The sequence below is a fragment of the Lentisphaera marina genome (assembly GCF_028745505.1).
Lineage (GTDB): Bacteria > Verrucomicrobiota > Lentisphaeria > Lentisphaerales > Lentisphaeraceae > Lentisphaera > Lentisphaera marina.
Map to the genome: position 1 here is coordinate 1,108,966 of NZ_JAQZZL010000001.1, position 18,120 is coordinate 1,127,085.

The 18,120-nt window shown below is 41.1% G+C and carries 16 protein-coding genes; 9 read left to right on the plus strand and 7 right to left on the minus strand.

Annotation, left to right across the window (positions count from 1 at the left end):
* Genes cutA through PQO01_RS04600 form a run of 4 tightly spaced genes read right to left on the minus strand, consistent with a single transcriptional unit; the run spans position 1 to position 5,737 of the window.
* Positions 1 to 303, minus strand: a complete 303-nt coding sequence (gene cutA / locus PQO01_RS04585) for a divalent-cation tolerance protein CutA (RefSeq protein ID WP_274312859.1) — start codon at positions 301 to 303, stop codon at positions 1 to 3.
* Positions 303 to 1,928 (minus strand): phosphoglucomutase (alpha-D-glucose-1,6-bisphosphate-dependent), encoded by a 1,626-nt coding sequence (gene pgm, locus PQO01_RS04590; RefSeq protein ID WP_274312860.1) that lies wholly within the window; start codon positions 1,926 to 1,928, stop codon positions 303 to 305. Before pgm ends, cutA begins: the two co-directional genes overlap by 1 nt.
* A 9-nt stretch (positions 1,929 to 1,937) precedes the next feature.
* Entirely contained in the window at positions 1,938 to 3,308 is a 1,371-nt protein-coding gene (locus PQO01_RS04595; protein WP_274312861.1) for a helix-turn-helix domain-containing protein, read from the minus strand.
* A complete protein-coding gene (locus tag PQO01_RS04600) occupies positions 3,305 to 5,737 on the minus strand; it encodes an FtsK/SpoIIIE family DNA translocase (RefSeq protein WP_274312862.1) in 2,433 nt (810 codons plus the stop codon). The genes PQO01_RS04595 and PQO01_RS04600 overlap by 4 nt, the downstream gene beginning before the upstream one ends.
* 165 nt (positions 5,738 to 5,902) lie before the next feature.
* Between PQO01_RS04600 and PQO01_RS04605 the strand changes: the two genes are divergently transcribed.
* From PQO01_RS04605 to PQO01_RS04635, 7 genes are all read left to right on the plus strand, one after another.
* The gene (locus PQO01_RS04605; protein WP_274312863.1) at positions 5,903 to 6,262 is read left to right on the plus strand and encodes a DUF1456 family protein; all 360 of its coding nucleotides are present in this window, start codon (positions 5,903 to 5,905) and stop codon (positions 6,260 to 6,262) included.
* Positions 6,263 to 6,382: 120 nt separating this feature from the next.
* Complete coding sequence (gene metK, locus PQO01_RS04610) at positions 6,383 to 7,567, plus strand: methionine adenosyltransferase (protein WP_274312864.1); 1,185 nt, start codon at positions 6,383 to 6,385, stop codon at positions 7,565 to 7,567.
* A gap of 1 nt (position 7,568) precedes the next feature.
* Positions 7,569 to 8,546: an adenosine kinase gene (locus tag PQO01_RS04615; RefSeq protein WP_274312865.1), complete on the plus strand. Its 978-nt coding sequence runs from the start codon at positions 7,569 to 7,571 to the stop codon at positions 8,544 to 8,546.
* Between the two features lie 12 nt (positions 8,547 to 8,558).
* Entirely contained in the window at positions 8,559 to 9,983 is a 1,425-nt protein-coding gene (ahcY, locus tag PQO01_RS04620) for an adenosylhomocysteinase (protein WP_274312866.1), read from the plus strand.
* Positions 9,984 to 10,114: 131 nt separating this feature from the next.
* Positions 10,115 to 10,672 (plus strand): cytochrome c nitrite reductase small subunit, encoded by a 558-nt coding sequence (nrfH, locus tag PQO01_RS04625; RefSeq protein ID WP_274312867.1) that lies wholly within the window; start codon positions 10,115 to 10,117, stop codon positions 10,670 to 10,672.
* An 8-nt stretch (positions 10,673 to 10,680) separates the two neighbouring features.
* Positions 10,681 to 12,162 (plus strand): ammonia-forming cytochrome c nitrite reductase, encoded by a 1,482-nt coding sequence (nrfA, locus tag PQO01_RS04630; RefSeq protein ID WP_274312868.1) that lies wholly within the window; start codon positions 10,681 to 10,683, stop codon positions 12,160 to 12,162.
* Between the two features lie 85 nt (positions 12,163 to 12,247).
* On the plus strand, positions 12,248 to 13,336 hold the full coding sequence (locus PQO01_RS04635; RefSeq protein ID WP_274312032.1) for a transposase: 1,089 nt from the start codon (positions 12,248 to 12,250) through the stop codon (positions 13,334 to 13,336).
* A 275-nt stretch (positions 13,337 to 13,611) separates the two neighbouring features.
* On the opposite strand, the gene PQO01_RS04640 is transcribed toward PQO01_RS04635, so the two are convergent.
* From PQO01_RS04640 to PQO01_RS04650, 3 genes are read right to left on the minus strand one after another with little or no spacing between them, the layout of a single operon-like run.
* Complete coding sequence (locus PQO01_RS04640; RefSeq protein WP_274312869.1) at positions 13,612 to 14,103, minus strand: hypothetical protein; 492 nt, start codon at positions 14,101 to 14,103, stop codon at positions 13,612 to 13,614.
* Positions 14,104 to 14,105: 2 nt separating this feature from the next.
* Positions 14,106 to 14,936, minus strand: a complete 831-nt coding sequence (gene truA, locus PQO01_RS04645) for a tRNA pseudouridine(38-40) synthase TruA (RefSeq protein ID WP_274312870.1) — start codon at positions 14,934 to 14,936, stop codon at positions 14,106 to 14,108.
* 6 nt (positions 14,937 to 14,942) lie between these two features.
* Entirely contained in the window at positions 14,943 to 15,641 is a 699-nt protein-coding gene (locus PQO01_RS04650) for a zinc ribbon domain-containing protein (protein WP_274312871.1), read from the minus strand.
* 207 nt (positions 15,642 to 15,848) lie between these two features.
* Here PQO01_RS04650 and PQO01_RS04655 point away from each other — a divergent pair, with 207 nt between their 5' ends.
* Positions 15,849 to 16,790, plus strand: a complete 942-nt coding sequence (locus PQO01_RS04655; RefSeq protein ID WP_274312872.1) for an AAA family ATPase — start codon at positions 15,849 to 15,851, stop codon at positions 16,788 to 16,790.
* 265 nt (positions 16,791 to 17,055) lie between these two features.
* Positions 17,056 to 18,120, plus strand: coding sequence for a DUF58 domain-containing protein (locus PQO01_RS04660; protein ID WP_274312873.1), 1,065 nt, complete (start codon positions 17,056 to 17,058; stop codon positions 18,118 to 18,120).

The window sequence follows — 18,120 nt, forward strand, 5'->3', positions numbered from 1 at the left end:
TTAGCTATTTTCGAGCCACTCAGCAAATCGAGGGTTAACCTGCTGAGGAGAAAATTGTAGAATACATGGGCATTCATAGGAATGGCTAGCCTTGATTTTCTGCTCAACTTCTAATGCCTTGCTTTCTTTGCATTTACATAAAAGAATGAATTCCTGTTCTTCTTTGAGCTCACCTTCCCACATGTAGAGAGAGCTGATGTGAGGGATGATATTAGCGCAGGCAATGAGTCGCTCCTCTAGTAAAGTGCGTGCAATTTTTTTAGCTTCATCTTTACTAGAGCAGGGTGTGTAGATTAGGCGCATTAACTAATGGCGTTGTCGACGATGTTTTGAGCGTCTTTTTGGAGTTCTTTAAGGTGCTCTTCGCTGACAAAACTTTCGGCATATATTTTGTATATATCTTCAGTTCCCGAGGGACGAGCAGCAAACCAACCCGATTCAGTTGTGACTTTTAATCCTCCGATTGCAGCACCATTGCCATTAGCATGACTTAATTTTTCTAGGATGGGATAGCCAGCTAGAGAAGTGGCTGTGATATCTTCTGGAGAAAGTTTCTTGAGTTTGTTTTTTTGTTCTGGGCTTGCGGCGGCATCGATACGAGCGTAAATCGGTGCTCCGTGTTTAAGGGTTAACTCAGTGTATAATTGACCTGGATCTTTTTTGGTGACGGCTAGGATTTCTGCTGCCAGTAGACAGAGGATGATTCCGTCTTTGTCAGTCGTCCAAACTTTGCCGTTTTTCCTAAGGAAAGAGGCGCCTGCACTTTCTTCGCCTCCAAAGGCGATTTTCTGATTGACTAGGCCATCGACAAACCACTTGAAGCCTACTGGGACTTCGCAGACTTTTCGTGAAATTTCTTCACCAACTTTATCAATCATACTGGAGCTTACTAAAGTTTTGCCAATTTCTAAATTTTGATTCCATTCAGTGCGGTTTTGATAGAGGTATTGAATGGCAACTGCTAGGTAATGGTTTGGATTTAGTAGACCTGATGAACGAGTCACTATGCCGTGGCGGTCAGCGTCGGGGTCGTTACCAAAAGCAATGTCGTATTGATCCTTGAGTTTAATTAAGGAACTCATGGCCCAAGGAGAAGAGCAGTCCATGCGTATTTTTCCATCACGGTCGCAAGTCATGAATTTAAATGTAGGGTCGACAGACTCATTAACAATAGTGATATCAACACCATATTTCTCTACAATTGGTTGCCAATAGGGCAGGCTGGCTCCACCAAGTGGGTCTGCGGCAATTTTGATTTTGGCATCTTTGATGGCCTTCATGTCAATGACATTTTCAAGATCGGCAACGTAGTTCGGGATGTAATTATAGGCTGTCATATTAGTTGAATTAAAGACTTCATCAGCATTAAGTTTTTTAACATCATCTAAATTGTTGGCAATGATTTCGTTGGCACGATTTTCAACCCAAGTAGTAATATCTGTGTTAGCAGGTCCACCATCAATGGAGTTGTATTTGAAGCCGCCGTCTTCGGGGGGGTTGTGAGAAGGGGTGATGACAATGCCGTCGGCCAGAGCTTTATTTTTTTCATTCCAAGTCAAGATTGCGTGAGAAATGACGGGTGTTGGAGTTGGCTCAAATTCTTCTTGGTAATAGGCTTCGACATCATTGGCTGCAAGGACTTGTAAACAGGAGATTAGTGCCGGTTTAGAAAGTGCGTGAGTATCAATTCCTACATAAAGCGGTCCGGATATTTCTTGAGATTTGCGGTATTCGCAAATAGCTTGAGAAATGGCTAGGATATGAGTTTCATTAAAGGAAGATTTCAAGGAGCCACCACGGTGACCGGAAGTTCCAAAGCTTACTGGAGCTAGATCGGATTTTCTTGTGCTGTATGCGGAGAGTAATTCGTCAATGTTTAAGAGCTGTTCGTCAGTGGGGAGTTTTCCCGCTTGCGGATGAGTTGCCATATAAATATCCTATTTGTTGGGGACTTTTAACCTAGGGATAGGGATTGTAATTTCTTGATGGAAGTTGTTTAAATTAACTTGTTCATCAGATTTAAAAACTGGTATGGGAGAATAGAAATGTTTTGCTGTAAAACCAACGCCAATTAAACCGAGAATCAGAAATATGACAAAGATAGCACTCCACTTTTGGAGGCTTGAGCTCGCGGGCTTACTTGCGTATTTATCGGGGCCTTTTTGAGCGATGTTGTATTGAGTGTCAAATTCTTCGCCACATAGATTAGCATAAAGTTTGAGTGCTTTGTGGTACTCGATGTTAAGTTCGTGACAAAGGTTCTTGATGTAGCTTTTGGTGTAGATGGGGTCGGGTAAATTAGACCGATTCTCTTCTTCCAAGGCAATGATATAAGCTTCTTTGATATTGGTGCGCCTAGCCAGTTCTTTGATTGTATAACTTGCTTTTTGGCGAGCACTCATGAGCATAGTGCCAATGCTCGAATCATCTTCCATTTCGTAGATAGTGGGTGAGTTCTTTAAGTGGCGCGGTTCTTCTACTTCCGAATGAATTTCGTCAAAGAGTTCCTCTTGTTGGCTTTCTGTCGTTTCTTCCTCGTGCTCGAGTTCTGTGTTAGTTAGTTCAAATACACTTTCTTGTGCAGCGGTGTTTAAAACTTCTTCGTATTCTTCGAGTTCATGGATATGAGGTGGAGGACTAGTGTTAAAGCTGGGGCGATCTTCCTCTTCTTCGGGCGGGAGTTCGACACTCGTCAAGGAAAGTTTACCTTTGTCTTGAGGCAATGGTTTATTGCGAAGGATAATGGTTTGCGGTGAATGTATACCAGGTTCGGGGACTGGATCGTTGGACTCTAGCTGTTTGATGGAGTCTGAGTTGTGTGGACTTTGGATGCCCATGGTTTTGGGTTTAGCGCCACTAAAGAGTTCGCCATCCATACTATTGACCGGCTCGTCTTGATTAAGAGAGGAGCTGCTTGTTGTAGTTTCGTCTAAATCTTCGTTTTGAGTGGGCCTCTCTGGCCTTGCTTGTTCATTTGAAAGTGATTTAAATTCAGGATTGTGTTCCAGTTCGGGTGCTTCAGTTCTTGTCTTTTTGATTAGTAGTGAGGGGCCATTAGTCGAAGATCCAGAAGATTTAATTTTTAAGCCAGACGCAGGAGTGGGGGATTCTGAATGTATAATCAGATCGGAATGGCTTTCTTTTACTGCAACATTTTTAATGGTCAATTGCGGGCGGTTTTGATCTACGGGTTCTTCTGTGGTGTCAGCTTCAGAGGTCTCAGTTTCTTTTTTTAAGATCAAAGGCTTAGGAGATTCCTTGTAGAGCGGAAGTTCTTGTTCGAATAAGTTGTCTTCTTCAGTACTCATGAGGGCTCCTCAGGGTTTTTATAAATATCATCTAAAATTTCGCGTTTGCCGGTGTGATCCGCAGGGCTTAAAAAGCCGATGTCTTCAAGTTCTTCGATAATGTTGGCGGCTTTATTGTAGCCAATGCGCATTTTTCTTTGTAGGTATGAGATCGAAGTTTTTTTATCTCTGCGAATGATCTCCATGGCTTGTGAAATGATGCTGTCTTGCTTGTCGTCATCGTTTGCGTAATCTTCACCATCTGTTCCGTTGGAGCTTTCTGTAGATCCAGTTTTTATGATGTCTTTGAAGCGTTGCCCTTGTTGGTTAGAAATGAATTCAACAACTTTTTCTACATCGGCATCAGGAGTCCACGCAGATTGAATGCGCATTAAGGAGCTAGATGCAGGTGGGTTGAATAACATGTCGCCTTTACCTAGAAGACCTTCAGCACCTTTTGTCCCCAAAATAGTCATGGAATCAATATATGAGCCAACTTGGAAGGCAATGCGCGTTGGGAAGTTAGCTTTGATAATACCAGTGATAACATTTGTTCTGGGGCTTTGTGTTGCAAGAACCAGGTGGATGCCGACGGCACGTGCTTTAGCAGCTAGAGTAGAAACTGAATTTTCGATTTCACCTTTGGTGTTTTTGTTGCTCATCAAATCGGCAAATTCATCGATGATAATAACAGTTATTGGTAGTTTGTCTGGAATAGAATTTCCGTTCTTGTCTTCTGTGGGTTCATTTGGTTTTTTAGTGCGATTGTTAAAGTCAGCGAGATTACGAACTCTAACGGCAGCAAGTAGGTCGTAGCGAACATTCATTTCGAAACACGCCCAGCGCAAGGCTGCAGGGACTTGCTCTGACTCAGTTATAATGGGGCATACGAGATGAGGAATGTCCTCGTATGGAGCTAATTCAACTTTTTTTGGGTCTACCATGATGAGCTCAAGTTCATCGGGCGAGAAGCGGTAAAGTAAGCTCATGATCAAGCAATTCATAAAAACTGATTTACCTGAGCCAGTGGTGCCAGCAATGAGGAGGTGGGGGGCTTTGGCCAAGTCCATAACAGAGGTGTTGCCTGTGCCATCTTTACCAAGGGCAATGGGTATCATGGCATCGGAGTTTTTGAAATCTTTGGCTTGAACCATGCCGCGAAGCCAAACGCTAGAATCTTCATCGTTTGGAACTTCTACACCAACGGAGCGGCGACCAGGTATGGGAGTGATGATACGGATCCCCATGGGAGCCTGAAGTTCCATGGTGAGGTTATTGGAGATGCTATCAATTTTTTCCACACGCACCCCCTTTTCAGGGATTATCTCATAGAGAGTGACTCGAGGTCCAGGAAAGGCTTCGCCCATGCGAGCTTTAATTTTGAAGTGCTCAAGTGTTTCTTGGATGATTTCTTTTTTGCGCTGGAGTTCTTCGGTGCTGATTTTTATGCTGGAGTCGCCATCGGTTAGTAATGATGCTGTGGGTAGTTTGTAGCGAGTCGATTTACTTTGGTGTTGAGGCTCAGTGAGTTGACCAGAGAAGATTTCATGTGGTTTCTCATCATCTAAAATATGATCGTCACTTTCTTCTGTAGGTGTGGAGGCGACTAGAGGGAGTTCTTGCTCGCCTTCGGCTTCTTTGTTCTTCTTAGCTTTTTTACGTGGGCTCGCTTCTTGGCTTAGTTCTACAGGTTTTACTTCTTCACTAACAGCGGGTAAAAAATCATCTACTTCTTTACTGGAAACTTCTTCTAATGTATCCTTGTGGTCATTGTTGGTTTGGAACCAAGAAGCAACAGTGTTTTTCAATTGAGAAAAGGAGTTTTCTTTGCTTTCTTTTGGAGCGACAGTGGCTTGAGGGACTTCTTTTTCTTCTTCGCTTTCTGCACTTTCGTTTTTCTGTTTGGGCCAGTCAAAGCTCATAAATACATAGAGGCTATAGGAGATAAGAGCAAGAGATAGGATGATACATCCTAAACGATTGCAAATGTGGTAGAGCCAGCCGTGTTCTGGATTAGCTAATAAGCTTCCGAGAGCTCCGCCGGGGATCTGTGAAATGTTTAGACTTTTACAAAGGCCAGGCATGAAGTCGGGGTAGCACCCTAGGCAAGTGGATATGCCACTCGCAAAGAAAGCGATCGACAGAAAATATACCCAATTAGTTTTGTGTATGTTTAGGTTAATTAAACGTCGGACGGCGGATGTGAAAATTAGAATTGTGATGGGATAAGTACCGAGACCAAAGCTTAAGATCATGAGGTATGAAATACGAGCTCCAAGTGCACCAAATAAATTGGAGTACTGGTGCTCAAGTTTACCCCCTGTGATGGCACTCACATCTGATGGAGAGTAAGAAATGACGGATATGAATACCATAAGTAGCATGGTAAAAATAAAGGTGTGGAGTCCTCGTTCTTTGGTTTTGTGAAAGAGGGTATTAGTACTTTCCATGAAAAACTTTGGCTTGAATTTTAGTTGATTAAACTAAAGGTAATTTGTCTTGCTCAAAAATAAAGGATGGTGAGGCTCCTTGTGACTCAATTTTACTTTTTTTATGGATATTTATCAGTATTGATTTATTGTGCCGGATTAAATCACAAAATCAGGATGATTAATATGGACACAAATACCGTCTTAAAAAAAATTGGAATTGCTTTTAATCTACAGAAACGAGACTTGCTAGATATTTTTGAATTAGCAGGCTACGATGTGAATTCGAGTCAAGTCGGCGCCTTTATGGTTGCACCAACACACAAGAATTTCAAGAAGATGGAAGAGGCAGTTTTGATAGACTTCTTAGATGCCTTGATTTTGTATTCACGTGGAACTAAAGAAGAGCCAAATGTACCTCCCTTTGCGATATTAAATGCCATCCAATCTTTAGCTGAACGAGGAAACGCTGAGGCGCTCACAGCGATAGATGATTGTACTTCTAAAGCACGTGAAGCGATGGAGTCCGGCCTATTTAAGGGCTAGGTTTTATTGCCTTCGCTTTTAGGGCTCTGAGAAAAGCTTTAAGTTTTGAAAAATTAGTTTGAAAAGTTCCTTGCTCTGCATATATTCGTCTATGCAAATATATAAATATGGAAAACGAATATGAGTAAAATACATACAACACATATCTTCACTTCAGAGTCAGTGTCTGAAGGTCACCCGGATAAAGTTTCTGATCAGATTTCTGATGCAATTCTTGACGCTTGCCTCGAGCAGGATTCAGCAAGCCGCGTTGCATGTGAAACTTTAGTAACAACTGATCTAGTTGTTATCGCAGGTGAAATCACTACTAATGCTAAGATCGATTATGAAGCAATAGCGCGCAAAGTGATTAGCGATATCGGTTATGTGTCTGATGGCATTGGTTTTGACTCATCAACTTGTGAAGTTCAAGTTAGAGTTCATGAGCAGTCTGCGGATATCGCACAAGGCGTTGATGAAGGTGCTGGCCTTCATGTCGAGCAGGGAGCAGGTGACCAAGGAATGATGTTTGGTTATGCGTCAAATGAAACTGAAGCTTTAATGCCAGCTCCAGTATTCTATTCTCATAAGATTTTAGAAAAACTTGCTGATATCAGAAAAAATAATCCTGAGTACTCTTTCTTATTGCCAGATTCAAAGAGTCAGGTTTCAATCCGTTATGAACTTGGCAAGCCAGTTGCGGTAACCGCAATTGTCGTTTCTCACCAGCATACGGCTGCAATGGAGATTGCTCAGCTTGAATCACTCGTGAAGCAAGTTGTTGCTGACGTGATTCCTGCAGAACTTCTCAAAGAAGAAATCGTTTATCACATCAACCCGACAGGTAAATTCATCATTGGTGGTCCTCATGGTGACTGTGGTTTAACTGGTCGTAAGATTATTGTAGACACTTACGGTGGTGTTGGTTCACATGGTGGCGGTGCATTCTCAGGTAAAGATCCATCTAAAGTTGACCGTTCTGCTGCTTACTATAGTCGCTACGTGGCAAAAAATATTGTTGCAGCGGGTTTAGCTGAAAAATGCGAGATTCAAGTAGCTTACGCTATTGGAGTTCCTTATCCAATTTCAGTAAATGTCGATACTTACGGCACGGGTACACTAGAAGATGACGCTCAACTCGAAGCAATTGTTAATGACGTTTTCTCCATGAAGCCTGCAGATCTTATTGCAGAGCTTGAACTGAAGACTCCAAGTACTTGGAAATATCATCAGTCAGCGGCATATGGTCACTTTGGACGTAATATTTTCCCTTGGGAGCAAACCAATAAAGTAGAAGCTCTTAAGGCTGCTGCAGGGATATCGTAAAGTGTCTGCGAAATTCATAGGTGCGGGTTCACCACTTGTAGATATACTTGGACCAGTAGATGATGCCTTTGTTGAAAGTGTAGGAGGTGAAAAAGGTGGGATGATCATGGTCGATCACCTTCAATTAGATGAGATTATTAATGCTTTGCCAAGTAAAAAAGTTGCACCAGGTGGTTCAGCTTCTAATACTTTGATTGGTTTGATGAAGCTTGGTGAAAGTGGAGCCTTTTTGGGTAAAGTCGGTACTGATGAACGCGGTAATTATTTTGTTAATGCTTTCGAAAAATCTGGCGGATCTACTCATGCTTTTAAGTCATGTGAACAAACACCTACAGGAACTTGTATCTCTTTGGTGACGCCTGATACTCAAAGAACACTTAGGACTCATTTGGGCGCGGCTGCGGCTTTAACTGTTGATGAAGTTAGTAAAGCTGACTTTGAGGGTTGCACACACGCGCATTTAGAGGGGTATATGCTCTTTAATTACGATTTAGTTATAAAAACACTTCATGCTGCAAAAGAAGCGGGCTGTACTGTTAGTTTAGATTTAGCGGCTTTTGAAGTCGTGCAAGCCAACTCTGAAGTCTTAGCTGAAATCCTTGATCAATACGTGGATATGGTTTTTGCAAATGAAGATGAAGCTAAAGCCTGGTGTGACAGTGATGATCCACAGGTAGCTCTTGATAGTCTTTCTAAGTACTGTGATGTCGTAGCGGTAAAACTCGGCCCAGAGGGTGCCTGGGTAAGAAAGGCAGATGAGACAGTTTTTGTTAATTCTTATAAAGTAGAAGCAGTTGATACAACTGGTGCTGGGGACCTTTGGGCTTCTGGATTCCTCTACGGTCTATACAATGATTATGGACTTGAAAAAAGCGCAAAACTCGGGGCAAAAACTGGCTCAGAAGTTGTGCAAATCATGGGCGCCGTTATTCCCGAGGCTGGATGGGATAGAATTAAAACATTTTTAAATGAACTATAAAGGAAAAAACTTATGAGTTTTTCAGATTATAAAATTGCCGATATTTCGCTTGCGGATTTCGGACGCAAAGAACTAGATATTGCTGAACACGAAATGCCAGGTCTTATGGCAACACGTGAAAAGTATGGTCAAGAGCAACCTCTCAAGGGTCTTAAGATCATGGGTTCACTCCATATGACAATTCAAACAGCGGTTCTCATCGAAACGCTTACAGCTCTCGGTGCAGATGTTCGTTGGTGTTCATGTAACATTTTCTCTACGCAAGATCACGCTGCTGCTGCTATTGCTGCTGCTGGTACACCTGTGTTTGCTTGGAAGGGTGAAACGCTTGAAGAATACTGGGAATGTACTTATAAATCACTCACATGGCCTGATGGTTCTGGTCCTGACCAGATCGTTGACGATGGTGGTGACGCTACTATGCTTATTCACCTCGGTGTAAAAGCTGAAGCTGGCGATGTGGCTTTCCTCGAAACTCCAGGTAGTGAAGAAGAGCAAGTTTTATTCAACCTTATCAAGCGTATTCTTAAAGAGAAGCCAGGTCACTGGACTGAAGTTGCTAAGAAAGTTGTTGGTGTTTCAGAAGAAACGACTACAGGTGTTCACCGTCTTATTCAGATGGAAGAAAGAGGCGAGCTTCTTTTCCAAGCTATCAATGTAAATGACTCAGTAACTAAGTCAAAATTTGACAATGTTTACGGTTGTCGTCACTCACTCGTAGATGGTATCAAGCGCGCTATGGATGTACTTCTCTCAGGTAAAGTTGCCATGGTTTGTGGTTTTGGTGATGTTGGTAAGGGTTCTGCAGAATCACTCGTTAACGAACGCGCTCGCGTACTAGTTTCTGAAGTTGACCCAATCTGTGCACTCCAGGCTTGTATGACTGGTTACGAAGTGACAACAGTTGAAGATGCACTCCCAATTGCTGATATTTACGTCACAACAACTGGTAATAAAGATATCATTACTGCTAAACATATGGCGAACATGAAGGATCAAGCGATCGTTTGTAATATTGGTCACTTCGATAATGAGATCCAAATGGCTGAGCTCGAAGCAATGCCAGGTGTTGTTAAGATGTCAGTTAAAACTGATGATATCCCAGGTGGCCCAGTTGATCGTTACACCTTCGCAGATGGACGTTCAATCTATGTTCTTGCTGCTGGTCGCTTAATCAACCTCGGTTGTGCTACGGGTCACCCAAGTTTCGTGATGTCTAATAGCTTCACAAACCAGACAATTGCTCAAATTGATATTGCTAAAAATGCTGACCGTAAAATCGGTGTTACGCGTTTGAGTAAAGAGTTAGACGAAGAAGTTGCTCGCCTTCACCTCGGTAAACTTGGTGCTAAACTTACGACTCTTAGCAAAGAACAAGCTGATTATATCGGTGTTCCTGTTGAAGGTCCATACAAGCCTGAGCACTACCGTTACTAAACTTTTATAAGTTTATGTAAAAGCCCGAGAATATTCTCGGGCTTTTTTTTTTGTTTTATAGAGAAAAATTTTTCTCTATTTCTAAAACACTTTATAGTAAAGCAGTGTTAATTATGAATATGGAAGTTTAGGTGAGTATACTAAGAAAATTAATCCCTCCCAAAGGATGGAAATTACCAGCCGCAATAGTTGGTGGTGTGTTAGTCGGTTTGATCATTGATTTATTTTATATATCGAATGCAGCCTCATACCTTTCAGATGACCCTGCGACTTGTATGAACTGTCATGTTATGGGCCCCCAACACGCGAGTTGGAGAAATAGTTCGCATCGTGAGCATGCAACTTGTAATGATTGTCATGTCCCTCACGATAGTTTCGTTAACAAATGGCTATTCAAGGGTAAAGATGGAATTCGTCACGCAAGTCTTTTTACAATTCGTGGTAAGAACCAACATCAAACTGTACAAATGCTTGAAGCTGGGCAAAAGGTTGTTCAGCAAAATTGTCTTCGCTGTCATTCACAGCACTTAGGAGAGACTCATGTAGTATCTCCAAATGGAACCGATAGAAACTGTTGGGAGTGTCACAGGCAAGTCCCGCACGGCGATGTGCGTAGTTTATCGGCAAATCACAAAGCAAATACATCTTTATTAAAAACAGAAATTGCCGATTGGCTAAAAAAGAAATAGGAGAAGATATGAGTAATGAAGGAAACGAAAAGGGATTTAATCCCTGGATTGTTTTTGTTTTGACGGCGATTCTTGTTGTCATTGCAGGCCTAATGCTCTCGAATATAAATGAGCGCAAGGTGGAAGCCGTTCGCATGAATATGGTTGGAGCCGATGTGGCGCCTTATGAACCGCGAAGTGAAAAATGGGCAAAAAACTATCCTAAGCAATATGAAGGTTGGAAAGCGACGATGAAGGGAGAGTTTAAATCTAAGCATAATGGTAGTACTATGGTAGATATGCTTGAAGAGAATCCTGACTTTGTTATCCTATGGGCCGGTTATGGCTTCTCGAAAGATTATAATGCCCCACGCGGTCACATGCATGCTGTTGAAGATATTCATAATACACTTCGTACTGGTGGGCCCCAGAAAGAGGGTGATGGTCCTATGCCTGCTACTTGTTGGGCGTGTAAAAGTCCCGATGTGCCAAGAGTAATGAATGAGACAAGCCCTAAGGAATTCTATAAAGGAAAGTGGTATGACCAAGGTCATGAAATAGCAAACCCAATTGGTTGTGCGGATTGTCATGATGAGGAAACAATGAAGTTGACCATAACTCGTCCTGCACTTGTAGAAGCCTTTGAACGTCAAGGTAGAGATATTGAAGATGCCACTCACCAAGAGATGCGTTCACTTGTTTGTGCACAATGTCACGTTGAATATTACTTTGCGAAAGATGGTAATTATTTAACATTCCCTTGGGATAATGGTTTTACTGTGGAAGATATGGAAAAGTACTACGATGATATAAACTTTTCAGATTGGATTCATCCCATTTCGAAAGCTCCAATGCTCAAAGCTCAACACCCTGGTTACGAAGTTCACATGATGGGGATTCACGGCCAGCGTGGCGTTTCTTGTGCGGATTGTCACATGCCTTATAAAACTGAAGGTGGAGTGAAGTTTTCCGATCACCAAATCATTAGTCCTTTAGCAAATATTCAAAATACTTGTCAAGTTTGTCACCGTGAAAGCGAGAGCGAATTCATGCAGAATGTCTTTGAACGTCAAGACAAAATTTTAGAAAGCCGTCAAGAGTTAGAGAAGCTTCTTGTGAAAGCACATATTGAAGCAGGTTTTGCTTGGGAAAAAGGTGCCACTGAAGAGAGCATGAAGCCAATTCTCCAAGATATTCGCCATGCGCAATGGCGTTGGGACTTTGCTGCAGCAAGCCATGGCGGTAGTTTTCATGCCCCGATTGAGATGGGTAGGGTAGTGTCATCAGGTATTCTAAAGGTTGGGGAAGCTCGTATGAAACTAGTTCGTCTCTTGAACTCATTGGGACATACAGAAGCTGTGCCAATGCCCGATATTTCTACGAAAGCCAAAGCTCAGAAATACGTGGGTTGGAATATGGAAAAACTAGAGAAAGAAAAAGCCGAGTTTAAAGCGAAAGTTTTACCTGAATGGAAAAAGAAAACTGAAGAACGTGAAAGTTCATATAAATAGAGCCTTTTGCAAAAGTCATAAAACAAGCTGAATAAAAGTAGAAACATGTTATCTCAATAGTTACCAAAACAAAAAGAGAAAAAACATGAATCTACCCGGCTTATGGGATACCATAGAAAAGTATTTATTTCCAGGCTTAGAAGAACTTTTAGGCGGAGAATTAACTAAGAAAGAGAAAGAGTTTGTTCGCATCTGCACAATAACTGAGCTTGATCAGTTCAGCCATGAATTTGAATGGTGTGGATTTGGGCGACCTCCGAAAGATCATTTTAATATAGTGAAAGCTTACATAGCCAAATCCGTTTATAACTTCGATACAACAAGATCTTTTATAGACTTTCTCAAATCAAGTACAAAGATACGTCGTTTATGTGGTTGGGAATTTGCAAAACAGCTTCCTCATGAAAGTACTTTTTCTAGAGTATTTGCAGAAATCACCGCCTCTCAGCTCTGCCAAAGAATCCATGAATTCTTAGTGGTAAAACATTGTGGAGACACCTTAGTACCGCACATTAGTAGAGATTCTTCAGCAATTGAAGCTAGAGAAAAAGTCATGTCTGAACCAGGGGCTGAGCCTAAAGCCCCTAAGAAACGAGGGCGGCCTAAAAAAGGTGAGATCCGAATTAAAGAAAAAACCGTAGTGGAAAAGCAGGTCGACCGGTCACTTGAAGAAAACTTAAAAGAGCTCCCAACGCACTGTAATAAAGGGACAAAGAAAAACAGTAATGGTTATAAAGTTTCATGGAAAGGCTACAAGCTTCACTTAGATTGTATTGATGGAGATATACCAGTCGCAGGCCTATTGAGTTCAGCGTCTTTACACGACAGCCAAGCGGCAATCCCTTTAGCACAGATTAGCGCACAACGCATAACTAATTTATATGATTTAATGGATGCAGCCTATGATTCACCTTCTATCCATAAATTCAGCCATCTTTTAGGACATAAATCTATTATTGATCACAATCCTAGAAAAACTGGGGAGAAAAAGATTTTTGACCCGCCTGAAAAAGAACGGTACAAACAGCGGTCATCTGTTGAAAGAGTCTTTTCGAACTTAAAAGACAACTATGGTGGTAGGATGATCAGAGTACGAGGACATGCAAAAGTCATGACTCATCTAATGTTTGGCATTATTGCAATAACAGCAAACCAACTCTTCAAGACTATTTAGCAACTAACATAAAACTATACGTCATGATCAACTTGCGTCCATTTTTGGCTTGTTTATACTCACATGTATCCAATTTCGAGATACATGTGAGCGAGATCTTAAGATTTATCCTGGATGAACTTTTTAATCACTCTAATTCAGGACTTTTGCAAAAGGATCAATAGTTTTTAGCATAAAGCTTTGTTTAGGCCCTCAAGTCATTGAGGGCCTTTTTTATACTCAGCTGCTAAACTGGTAGAAAGTAGAGTGTTTGATTGAGTTTGACGAATACGTGCTTATTTTTGCAACGCAGGTAGTTTAAAGTCATCGTTGAATTGAAGCCCTTGAATGGTGATGTTTTTCATGCCCTTGGGCATATTTAGTGTGCCTTTGAAGAGAATGAGTTCTGCGCCATTATTCAATTTGTAATACATGAACCGATTGCTTGAGCGATCAACTTCCCCAAGTAGATTTAACATTTCTTCTTTAGTCATTCCATCTCTAAGCATGTAGGGGACTGCGATATCGAGGTAGCCATGGGGATAAAACAGTTCTTTCCGAGCTTTTTCCCATTCCACTTCTCCCTTAGTTGATTTACTTAGGTGGGATGAAGAGAGGGTGTATTGCGCATCTCCTTTAGAGTAAAGGTAATTTCCTTCTTTGGTGAGTGTGCATTTAGCTGATCGGAAAAACTGATGGTCTAGGGGACTTTCATATTCCCTAATCATTATTTGTTGGCATGAGATATTAATTAAACAAAATATGGATATGAGTATGAGTTTTTTCATTTTTAGACAGTTTCATCAAAGTTAAATAAGAGTTTTAAGCAGAAATCTTTAGCGTCTTTGTTGAGAGAGGTCTCCATTTCTTCCTGGGAATAGTAGCATTGACCTAAGAATAAACCTTCTGCGGGTGCAGTTACACCAGCCTTAGACCTTTTATGTGATTCGAGGGCATTTAGGGTGTGTTGAGGTTCTTGGAATTCCATACCGACATTGACGACCTCGCCGGCCATTGATCGAACCATGCGGTATAGGAAGCCATCTCCAGTGAAGAGGAGGGCGACAATGTGACCAATCTCGATAAGCTCAGCCTTGAAAACAGTTCGAACCGCATGTCCTTGGAGGTTTTTTCGATCTACAGTGAAGGCAGAAAAGTCGTGTTTTCCCTCTAAATACTTGAGTGATTGACGCATTTTTTCTTTGTTGAGCTTTTTGCGCATGTGCCAGGAATAGGGGGCAAGGATAGGACTTCCTGTAGTCGAGTTATCTATAAAGTAGACATAAGTCTTACCTACGCACGAAAAACGAGCATGGAAATCTGGTGAACAAACAATAGCGGAACGAATTCTGATACTTATGGGCAGGAGAGCATTCATGCCCTTTCTTAATGTATCACTAGTGAATTTTGATTCTTTGGGTTCGGTAAAGCTAGCACAGAGGCCAAAAGCATGGACGCCTGCATCAGTTCTGCCACTACCATCTATTTTAATAGCAGAACAATTGTATAAAGTGTTGAGTGCATTTTCGACTTGTTCTTGAACTGCCTCAAAGTCATTCTGGCTTTGCCAGCCAAACCATGTACTGCCATCAAATTGGATCGAAAGTTTATAGGACTTCATGTCGTGTTACTTGTGTAAGAAAGCTCCGCATTCTAGGCATTCTCCAAGGCCTTTGGCCGCTGATGAGATGTCTTTTGTGGAAAGTTTAAGATGGCAAAAGCCGCAGCTATCATCATGAGTGATGGGTACGATGACAGCTCGAAGTCCGCCTTTTGATTTAAAAACACGTTCATAGTGAATGAGAGTCTCTTCATCGACTGTTTTAGCAAGTTTTGCTCGCTCAGCTTCAGTTTCTGGTAAACTTGCTAATAAATTTTTGTGACGTAGATCAAGATCTTTGATATCTTGTTCTATTTTGCCGAGCATAGATTTTAGTTGATCGGCGAGAACTTTTTTTTGCTTTTTGATTTCTTCAACTTTATCTAGGCTTTCTAAGAAAGAGCTTTCCATGTCGTCGACACGGGCGTCGTAAGTTTCAGCTTCTTTGACGAGTTTTGTGTAGGTGGCATTGTCTTTGGTCTCACCTGATTGGATCATGATCTTAGCTTTTTGTTGTTTTAGTTTGTCAATTTCATGATTGAGGTCCTTGCAAGCTTTTTCGGCTTCTTTTAGCTGAGCATTCAGATCTTCATAGGCGGATTTGTCTTTTTTCAGGGTAGAGATGATAGCTTTCTTTTGCTCGGGAATAGAAGCAGATTGTTTTTCGATTTCCGATTTTCTTAAATCTAGATCTTGTATTTCTAAGAGGGTGTTAAGCAAATCCATTGATTTTATCCTTGATATAATTAAGCTCAGTTAAAATTATCGTTTAAAAAACTCTTTGCAAAAGGCTTTTACCGTAAAAAACACTTTTGTAGATGACATATCAAAATTTTGTTAAGAAATAGCTGTAGCTGATGAGTTGATAAGTTTGCAAGTCGCTTGGGAAAGGCATAGATTTGAGTACAAAATTAAAAATCAGGGATGTGTTTGATGGATCAAATTGATTTAGTCAGCAAGGTTAAAGACGTTAAAGATGTTTTAAATACTGTTATACGGGGTAAAGAAGAGGCTGTTGACCTTTTGTTGACAGGTTTATTTTCTGGGGGGCATTGTTTAATAGAGGATGTTCCTGGAGTGGGAAAAACTTCATTGGCTAAGGCTCTTTCTAAATCTGTAGGTTGTGAATTTCAAAGAGTGCAGTTTACTCCAGACTTATTACCTGCGGATATTACTGGTGGGCCAATTTATAGCCAAAAACAAGAAGAGTTTTTGTTCAGGAAAGGCCCCGTTTTCTGTAATATTTTATTAGCGGACGAAATTAATCGAGCATCACCGAGAACTCAGTCTGCATTATTAGAAGCTATGGGTGAAACGCAGGTTACGATTGCAGGTGAATCCTATGATTTAAAACCTCCTTTTATTGTAATTGCCACTCAAAATAGCATCGAGAACCATGGAACCTTTCCACTTCCTGAAGCACAATTAGATCGTTTTGCCCTATCGTTTTCGATGAATTATCCGGATGCTGAATCTGAAAAGGCAATTTTGCTTGATAGACATAAAGGTGATCCGGCCATGTCTATAGAGGCGAAACTTAGCGAGAGTGAGGTTTTAGAGATTCAAGAACATGTTAGAGAAGTCAAAGTTGATGAAAGTATAGCTACTTATATTGTGGAAATTTTAAATAGTAGCCGTCAGCAAGATCAGCTTCGGACAGGGTGCAGTCCCAGGACAGGTTTAGTTATGTACCGTACCGCACAAGCACATGCTTATTTGAACGGCCGTGACTATGTTACCCCTGATGATATAAGACATTTATGTGTACCGGTTTTATCTCATAGATTACATGTAAAAAAACAGGTGAAGAATAGTGGGATAAGTAATGAAGAGATTGTGAAGGATTTCTTCGATCGCGTCAAACCACCTCATTAGGAATCAATGTGTGAACATTAAGCGCTACATAAGTCAGTTTAGAAAGTATATTCTTTTTGGCAACGAGACAACGGGGGATATTCCTTTCCCCTTGTATATGAAAAATCGACAATTTGTTTATTCATTCTTCTATATACTTAACTTTTATACACAGCGTTTTTTACCTTTGAATGTAAGACTACTGTTATGTTTCTGCTTTTTCTTTTTGGTATACTCAATACAAGACCCTGAACATATTTTGATGGTGCAGGGGATTTATTTCTTTGTGACAGCGTTTTTTATCAGCGCTGTAGTAGGACTTATCTTTAGACCACGCGTCAAATTCACCCGCCGTTTACCCTCGCGTTGTATGGCCAATACAGCCATCCAAGTCGACTACCAACTTAAAAATACATCTTCTCGAGCTATTTGGGACTTACGCATGGATAACTTTCCCTTTTTGAATGCGGAGTTTGTTAAAGGGCATGCAGGGAGTGAATATTTAGCAGCTCACGAAGGGCAACATTTGAATACGGTTGTCATTTTCCCTTTTCGTGGTGTTGTTAAATTGCCGAGATCCTATGCTTGCAGTTCATTCCCTTTTGGTATGTTTGCATGGGGTTGTTTAGGTGGCGGAGATAATTCGGTTTTAGTTTTGCCGCAGGTTAGTGATTTAGATGATGTTGATTTGAGTTTCGGTGGTTATGCTGGAGAAGGTGAAGAAGATCGTAATTCGAATTCAAATGATACCGGTGATCAAGAGTTTATGAAGATTAGGGAATACCGAGAAGGTGACCCCGTACGTCTGATTCATTGGTCAGCTACGGCGCGTTTGGGTCGTCCGGTTGTTAAAGATTTTAATGAAAGTAGTCATCGTAAAATATCGATTTATTTAGATGAAGTTTACAATCCCTCGATTTTAAAAGAACGTCACCTAAAAACCTATCCAGTATTCGAAGCTTCAATTAGTTTAGCGGCATCCTTAGTCGATTGGGCCAAGAGAAATAAAGTAGGTATTTCCTATGTCTTTCTCAACAATCGAACTTATGAACTTGATGGTATGACGATCGAAGAAGAAGCAGATTATGCGATGGAATTGTTAGCAAAGGTTCGTAATAATATTGATAAATCAACTCCCGCATTTCCCGAGATGGAAACTTTTTGTACAGCAGAAGATGAGTCTGCATGCTTTGCGATCTTGAATCACCTTAATGACGAGAGAAAAGAATTTATTAAGAATCACCACGTTGGTACAAAGATAATGACAGTGAATCCACGACTAGGGAAAGTCGATGGTATGGAGGTTGTTGATTATAATGAAGTTCTTGAAAATAGTTTGAGGACTCTTTAG

Coding starts and splice junctions, on each gene's coding strand:
- cutA (WP_274312859.1), bottom strand. CDS start 303: ATGCGCCTAATCTACACACCCTGCTCTAGTAAAGATGAAGCTAAAAAA.
- pgm (WP_274312860.1), bottom strand. CDS start 1,928: ATGGCAACTCATCCGCAAGCGGGAAAACTCCCCACTGACGAACAGCTC.
- PQO01_RS04595 (WP_274312861.1), bottom strand. CDS start 3,308: ATGAGTACTGAAGAAGACAACTTATTCGAACAAGAACTTCCGCTCTAC.
- PQO01_RS04600 (WP_274312862.1), bottom strand. CDS start 5,737: ATGGAAAGTACTAATACCCTCTTTCACAAAACCAAAGAACGAGGACTC.
- PQO01_RS04605 (WP_274312863.1), top strand. CDS start 5,903: ATGGACACAAATACCGTCTTAAAAAAAATTGGAATTGCTTTTAATCTA.
- metK (WP_274312864.1), top strand. CDS start 6,383: ATGAGTAAAATACATACAACACATATCTTCACTTCAGAGTCAGTGTCT.
- ahcY (WP_274312866.1), top strand. CDS start 8,559: ATGAGTTTTTCAGATTATAAAATTGCCGATATTTCGCTTGCGGATTTC.
- nrfA (WP_274312868.1), top strand. CDS start 10,681: ATGAGTAATGAAGGAAACGAAAAGGGATTTAATCCCTGGATTGTTTTT.
- PQO01_RS04635 (WP_274312032.1), top strand. CDS start 12,248: ATGAATCTACCCGGCTTATGGGATACCATAGAAAAGTATTTATTTCCA.
- PQO01_RS04640 (WP_274312869.1), bottom strand. CDS start 14,103: ATGAAAAAACTCATACTCATATCCATATTTTGTTTAATTAATATCTCA.
- truA (WP_274312870.1), bottom strand. CDS start 14,936: ATGAAGTCCTATAAACTTTCGATCCAATTTGATGGCAGTACATGGTTT.
- PQO01_RS04650 (WP_274312871.1), bottom strand. CDS start 15,641: ATGGATTTGCTTAACACCCTCTTAGAAATACAAGATCTAGATTTAAGA.
- PQO01_RS04655 (WP_274312872.1), top strand. CDS start 15,849: ATGGATCAAATTGATTTAGTCAGCAAGGTTAAAGACGTTAAAGATGTT.